The sequence below is a fragment of the uncultured Phocaeicola sp. genome, from assembly GCF_948499155.1.
In the GTDB taxonomy this organism is placed as follows: domain Bacteria; phylum Bacteroidota; class Bacteroidia; order Bacteroidales; family Bacteroidaceae; genus Phocaeicola; species Phocaeicola faecalis.
This window is the reverse complement of sequence record NZ_CAOOSE010000022.1, coordinates 67,409-74,408: the sequence shown is the minus strand read 5'-3', so window position 1 is coordinate 74,408 and position 7,000 is coordinate 67,409. Positions and strand designations below refer to the sequence as shown.

The window sequence follows — 7,000 nt, the reverse complement described above, 5'->3', positions numbered from 1 at the left end:
CCGTTTTAATGAAAGCCTCCGAGTCAGTCAAATGATTCGGAGGCTTCTTTTGTATTTATACTGCTCATATAGCTTGGAATGGGGAAAAATTACATTCTGCTCATCTGTATGATATTCGATACTCTATTCTATTACATCCGATAAATTGTTACTCTTTACATGGGTTAAATAAAAAATCGTAGCTTGTATAATGAAAAAACTATCATTTTATTTTGCGATTAAAAAATAATCCCTACCTTTGCATCGATTTAAACAATAAGAGATAGATTATATGAACCAAATGTTTATACATATTTTGCTATGCGGCATTATTATTCTACTGGCAAAGTCAGCGGGAAGTGAGTGTCGTGCATAAATGTATGTATAATAATGATATACGAAAGCCTTTCTCACTTCCTTGTGCGAAAGGCTTTTTTAATGAGTATAATTAAAATAAAAATATAAAATTGAAAGCTATGAGCGATAGATTATTTATTTTCGACACCACTCTTCGTGATGGTGAGCAGGTTCCGGGATGTCAGTTAAATACAGTAGAAAAGATTCAGGTGGCTAAACAACTCGAAGCCTTGGGAGTAGATGTTATAGAAGCAGGATTCCCAATTTCAAGTCCGGGAGATTTTAACTCTGTCATTGAAATATCTAAAGCTGTGACTTGGCCAACCATCTGTGCTTTGACTCGTGCGGTAGAGAAAGACATTGATGTGGCTGCAGATGCATTGAGATTCGCTAAACATAAACGTATCCATACTGGTATTGGCACTTCTGATTCACATATTAAATATAAGTTTAATTCTACTCGTGAAGAAATTATAGAACGTGCGGTAGCAGCCGTGAAATATGCTCGTCGTTTTGTAGATGATGTGGAGTTCTATGCAGAAGATGCAGGACGAACTGATAATGAGTATTTGGCGCGTGTAGTTGAAGCGGTGATTAAGGCCGGTGCTACGGTAGTGAATATACCTGATACTACGGGATATTGTTTGCCCGAAGAATATGGTGCGAAAATTAAATATCTGGTAGATCATGTGGACGGTATTGATAAAGCAATCATTTCCACTCATTGTCATAATGATTTGGGTATGGCTACAGCCAATACTATTAATGGGGTATTGAACGGAGCGCGTCAGGTAGAAGTGACTATCAATGGTATTGGTGAACGTGCCGGAAATACTTCTTTGGAAGAAGTGGCGATGATTATCAAATGTCATAATGACATTCATATTCAAACTAATATCAATACTCAGAAAATTTATCCGACGAGCCGTATGGTATCTAGTCTTATGAATATGCCGGTTCAGCCAAACAAAGCGATTGTAGGTCGTAATGCTTTTGCACATTCGTCGGGCATCCATCAGGATGGGGTGTTGAAGAATGTACAGACCTATGAAATCATCGACCCCAAAGATGTGGGTATTGATGATAATGCTATCGTGCTGACAGCTCGTAGTGGACGCGCGGCATTGAAACATCGTCTTCATGTTCTGGGTGTGGAATTGGAACAGGACAAATTGGATAAGGTATATGAAGATTTCTTGAAACTTGCCGATAAAAAGAAAGACATCACTGATGATGATATTCTTGTGCTGGCAGGAGCTGACAGAAGTGTTAATGATCATATCAAATTAGATTATCTGCAAGTAACGAGCGGTGTTGGTGTTCGTTCCGTGGCCAGTCTTGGGCTGAATATAGCAGGCGAGCATTTTGAAGCTGCTGCCAGTGGTAATGGGCCTGTAGATGCTGCTATCACTGCATTGAAAAAGATTATTGACCGCCACATGGTGTTGAAAGAATTCACTATTCAGGCTATCAGTAAAGGTAGTGATGATATGGGTAAAGTGCACATGCAGGTGGAATATGACGGACAGATGTATTACGGCTTCGGAGCGAATACAGATATCATTGCTGCATCAGTAGAAGCATATATCGATTGTATCAATAAGTTTAAAAGATAATAATACGTAAATACAAAAATGGCTAACACATTATTTGATAAGATTTGGGATGCCCATGTAGTGCAGAAAGTAGAGGATGGGCCCACTCAGCTTTATATTGACAGACTTTATTGTCATGAGGTAACTAGTCCGCAGGCTTTTTCAGGTTTGCGTGCACGTGGAGTGAAAGTATTTCGCCCTGACCATATTTATTGTATGCCGGATCATAACACTCCCACTCATGATCAGGATAAACCAATTGAAGACCCTGTTTCTAAGACGCAAGTAGATACATTGGCCAAGAATGCTGCCGATTTTGGTTTGGCACATTTCGGGATGATGGATAAGAGAAACGGTATTATTCATGTCGTAGGTCCTGAGAGGGGATTGACTTTGCCGGGTATGACTATTGTTTGTGGTGACTCACATACTTCTACTCACGGAGCAATGGGAGCTGTTGCTTTCGGGATAGGTACGAGCGAGGTAGAAATGGTTTTAGCTTCGCAATGCATTCTTCAGTCTCGTCCTAAAACGATGCGCATAACTGTTGATGGAGAACTGGGTAAAGGAGTGACTGCCAAAGATATTGCCCTCTATATGATGTCGAAGATGACAACCAGTGGCGCTACCGGATATTTTGTGGAGTATGCCGGTTCTGCAGTTCGTAATCTGACGATGGAAGGACGCTTGACCTTATGTAATTTGAGTATTGAGATGGGAGCTCGTGGAGGTATGGTTGCTCCTGATGAAGTAACTTTTGAATATATTAAAGGTAGAGAATATGCCCCTCAAGGTGAGGAGTGGGATAAAGCTATGGCCTATTGGAAGACTTTGAAAAGTGATGAAGATGCTACATTTGATAAGGAAGTAAGGTTTGATGCTGCCGATATCCAACCTATGATTACTTACGGTACCAATCCGGGTATGGGAATGGGAATAACCGAGCATATTCCTGCTGATAATCATAGCGCTTCTTATAAAAAATCATTGGACTATATGGGCTTTCAACCCGGCGAATCATTATTGGGTAAGAAAATTGATTATGTATTCTTGGGCGCTTGTACCAATGGCCGTATCGAGGATTTCCGTGCTTTTGCTTCTATAGTAAAAGGAAAGAAGAAAGCAGAAAACGTCATTGCCTGGCTGGTTCCAGGCTCGTGGATGGTGGATGCGCAGATTCGCGAGGAAGGATTGGATAAAGTGTTGGAAGAAGCCGGGTTTGCTATTCGTCAGCCGGGTTGTTCTGCTTGTCTGGCTATGAATGATGACAAGATTCCTGCCGGCAAATATTCGGTATCAACCAGTAATCGTAACTTTGAGGGACGTCAGGGACCGGGTGCACGCACTCTGCTTGCCAGTCCGTTGGTCGCCGCTGCAGCAGCAATAACTGGGGTTATTACCGATCCGAGAGAGTTAATGTAAATGAACCCTTTTGTCAGAAAAAAAATTGATTGTTGCAGAAAGATGAAAACTCTAGGCATGATTATAAGAATATGTTATGGCATTGGTTTGCTATTATGCGTTGTTGCTCTCTTTTTTCCAGAGGGGAATGTGGCTCGAGAATTAGCAATTTATATACTTCTGACAGTTTCGGTTATATACGGTGTTTTTAATTGGTATAAAGAATACAAGTCTAAAAAATGAGTCAATATGAAACAGAAATTCAATATAATAACAAGTACTTGTGTCCCTCTTCCTTTGGAAAATGTGGATACAGACCAAATCATCCCTGCCCGTTTTTTAAAGGCAACTACACGCGAAGAAAAATTCTTTGGTGATAATTTATTCCGTGACTGGCGTTACAACCCTGATGGTTCTTTAAATGAGGATTTCGTACTGAATAATCCCACTTATGGAGGAGAAATCCTTGTGGCCGGAAAAAACTTTGGTTCGGGCTCCAGCCGTGAACATGCTGCATGGGCGATTGCCGGATATGGTTTTCGTGTGGTCGTTTCGAGTTTCTTCGCTGATATTCATAAGAATAATGAACTGAACAACTTTGTTTTACCGGTGGTGGTAAGTGAAGAGTTTCTGAAAGAACTGTTTGACTCGATTTACGCAAACCCGAAAACAAAAGTAGAAGTAAACTTGCCCGAACAGACAATAACTAATAAGGCGACAGGCAAGAGTGAATCTTTCGAGATTAACGGCTATAAAAAGCATTGCCTGATGAATGGTTTGGATGACATCGACTTTTTGCTGACCAATAAAGATAAAATAGAAGCATGGGAGAACGCGTCAAGATAGAAATCATGGACACGACACTTCGTGACGGTGAACAGACCAGCGGAGTGTCATTCGTGCCCCATGAAAAATTGATGATTGCCCGTTTGCTGTTGGAGGATTTAAAGGTAGACAGGGTGGAGGTTGCCTCGGCCCGTGTATCAGATGGTGAGTTTGAAGCTGTAAAAATGATATGCGACTGGGCTGCACGGCGCAACCTGCTCCACAAGGTAGAAGTGCTCGGCTTCGTAGATGGACACACTTCGGTGGATTGGATACAAAGTACCGGTTGCCGGGTAATAAACTTGCTTTGCAAAGGCTCGTTGAAACATTGTACCCACCAACTGAAGAAGACGCCGGAAGAGCATATCGAAGATATAATTAATGTGGTGCATTATGCCGATGAGTTGGATATTGCCGTCAATGTATATTTGGAAGATTGGAGCAACGGCATGAAGGATTCTCCCGAATATGTATTCCAGTTGATGGACGGCCTGAAATCCACCAGCATAAAACGTTATATGTTGCCTGATACTTTGGGGATTTTAAATCCTTTGCAGGTTATCGAGTATATGCGGAAAATGAAGAAGCATTATCCAGATATGCATTTCGATTTTCATGCACACAATGATTACGACCTTGCCGTGAGTAATGTGTTGGCTGCCGTGCTCAGCGGGGTAAAAGGGCTTCATACTACCATTAACGGATTGGGCGAACGGGCCGGCAATGCACCGCTTGCCAGTGTGCAGGCTATTCTGAAAGACCATTTTAGTGCGGTGACAAATATCGACGAAAGTCGTTTGAATGATGTGAGCCGTGTGGTCGAGTCCTATTCGGGAATCGTAATTCCCGCCAACAAGCCGATTGTGGGTGAAAATGTCTTTACTCAGGTAGCAGGAGTTCATGCCGATGGCGATAACAAGAACAATCTTTATTGCAATGACTTGTTGCCGGAACGATTTGGGCGCAAACGTGAATATGCATTGGGTAAAACAAGCGGTAAGGCGAATATTCGTAAAAATCTGGAAGACCTCGGGCTTGAATTGGATGAAGAATCGATGCGTAAAGTGACGGAGCGTATCATTGAGTTGGGTGATAAGAAAGAGTTGGTCACTCAGGAAGACTTGCCCTATATTGTTTCCGATGTATTGAAACATGGCGTGGTAAGTGAAAGGGTGAAGCTGAAGAGTTACATAGTGACGCTTGCTCATGGTTTGAGGCCGATGGCTACTGTACGGATGGAAATCAATGGGAAGGAATTTGAGGAGAATTCCAATGGCGATGGCCAATATGATGCGTTTGTACGTGCATTGCGTAAGATATATAAAGTGACATTGGGGCGTAAGTTTCCGATGCTGACCAATTATGCGGTAAGTATTCCCCCCGGTGGACGTACCGATGCTTTTGTACAGACGGTGATAACCTGGAGCTTTGAAGATAAAGTATTCCGCACTCGCGGGTTGGATGCAGACCAGACGGAAGCTGCAATTAAAGCTACCCTGAAAATGCTGAATATTATAGAGAATGAATATGAAAACATCGGTTAAAACATTACCCGAGGAAAGACAGATAAGAAATAAAGAAAACAAATAAAAGAAAAGATGGATTTTAAAATTGCAGTATTAGCCGGTGACGGTATCGGACCGGAAATATCAGTACAAGGCGTTGATGTGATGAATGCCGTTTGTGAGAAGTTCGGACACAAGGTAAGTTATGAATATGCTATCTGTGGTGCAGATGCGATAGACAAGGTGGGTGACCCGTTTCCCCAAGCGACTTACGAAGTCTGTAAGAATGCGGATGCCGTATTGTTCTCGGCTGTAGGTGACCCTAAATTCGATAATAACCCGACGGCAAAAGTTCGTCCGGAGCAAGGACTATTGGCCATGCGTAAGAAATTGGGGCTGTTTGCCAACATTCGTCCGGTACAAACCTTTAAATGTTTGGTCCATAAATCACCGCTGCGTGCAGAGTTGGTAGAAAATGCAGATTTTATTTGCATCCGTGAATTGACTGGTGGAATGTATTTCGGAGAGAAATATCAGGACAATGATAAGGCTTATGACACTAATATGTATACTCGTCCCGAGATAGAGCGTATTCTGAAAGTCGGATTCGAATATGCCATGAAGCGCCGCAAGCATCTGACTGTAGTTGACAAGGCAAATGTATTGGCTTCTTCTCGTTTATGGAGACAGATTGCCCAAGAAATGGCTCCTCAATACCCGGAAGTGACTACGGACTATATGTTTGTAGATAATGCGGCAATGAAAATGATTCAGGAGCCATGTTTCTTTGATGTGATGGTGACAGAAAATACTTTCGGTGATATTCTTACAGACGAGGGCTCGGTTATAAGTGGCTCAATGGGCTTGCTTCCCTCTGCTTCAACAGGCGAGAGCACTCCTGTTTTCGAGCCGATTCATGGTTCATGGCCTCAGGCTAAAGGTCTGAATATTGCTAATCCATTGGCTCAGATTTTATCAGTGGCAATGTTGTTTGAGTACTTCAATTGCAAGGAAGAAGGTGCATTGATTCGTCGGGCAGTGGATGCTTCCTTGGATGCAAATGTGCGGACACCCGAAATTCAGGTAGAAGGTGGTGCTAAATACGGAACAAAAGAAGTTGGTGCTTGGATTGTGGACTATATCAAGCAGGCGTAATCCGCTTTTGCTGATGGAGTAAGTTGTTTATGCTGTTGAAACGAAAGTTTTACCGGCATGAAAACAGGTGAGACAATATATAAAAGTATAAGGTGACGGTGAATAAAAAAACGAACCTTATACTTTTTTTTATTTAACTAAAGGAATCATCTCTCAGATTGCCGTACTTTTGCATCGAAATCT

Annotated in this window: 5 protein-coding genes; all 5 read left to right on the top strand. The window is 42.1% G+C overall.

Going from position 1 to position 7,000, the window contains the following annotated elements:
* Positions 1-455: 455 nt before the first annotated feature.
* Positions 456-1,952, top strand: a complete 1,497-nt coding sequence (locus QYT14_RS14405; protein WP_237039712.1) for a 2-isopropylmalate synthase — start codon at positions 456-458, stop codon at positions 1,950-1,952.
* An 18-nt stretch (positions 1,953-1,970) separates the two neighbouring features.
* Complete coding sequence (gene leuC / locus QYT14_RS14400) at positions 1,971-3,353, top strand: 3-isopropylmalate dehydratase large subunit (protein WP_237039711.1); 1,383 nt, start codon at positions 1,971-1,973, stop codon at positions 3,351-3,353.
* A gap of 228 nt (positions 3,354-3,581) precedes the next feature.
* Positions 3,582-4,178, top strand: coding sequence for a 3-isopropylmalate dehydratase small subunit (gene leuD, locus QYT14_RS14395; protein WP_237039710.1), 597 nt, complete (start codon positions 3,582-3,584; stop codon positions 4,176-4,178).
* Positions 4,157-5,701 (top strand): alpha-isopropylmalate synthase regulatory domain-containing protein, encoded by a 1,545-nt coding sequence (locus QYT14_RS14390; protein WP_237039709.1) that lies wholly within the window; start codon positions 4,157-4,159, stop codon positions 5,699-5,701. Before leuD ends, QYT14_RS14390 begins: the two co-directional genes overlap by 22 nt.
* 54 nt (positions 5,702-5,755) lie before the next feature.
* Entirely contained in the window at positions 5,756-6,817 is a 1,062-nt protein-coding gene (gene leuB / locus QYT14_RS14385; RefSeq protein ID WP_288325302.1) for a 3-isopropylmalate dehydrogenase, read from the top strand.
* Positions 6,818-7,000: the final 183 nt, after the last annotated feature.

Coding starts and splice junctions, on each gene's coding strand:
- leuB (WP_288325302.1), top strand. CDS start 5,756: ATGGATTTTAAAATTGCAGTATTAGCCGGTGACGGTATCGGACCGGAA.
- leuD (WP_237039710.1), top strand. CDS start 3,582: ATGAAACAGAAATTCAATATAATAACAAGTACTTGTGTCCCTCTTCCT.
- QYT14_RS14390 (WP_237039709.1), top strand. CDS start 4,157: ATGGGAGAACGCGTCAAGATAGAAATCATGGACACGACACTTCGTGAC.
- QYT14_RS14405 (WP_237039712.1), top strand. CDS start 456: ATGAGCGATAGATTATTTATTTTCGACACCACTCTTCGTGATGGTGAG.
- leuC (WP_237039711.1), top strand. CDS start 1,971: ATGGCTAACACATTATTTGATAAGATTTGGGATGCCCATGTAGTGCAG.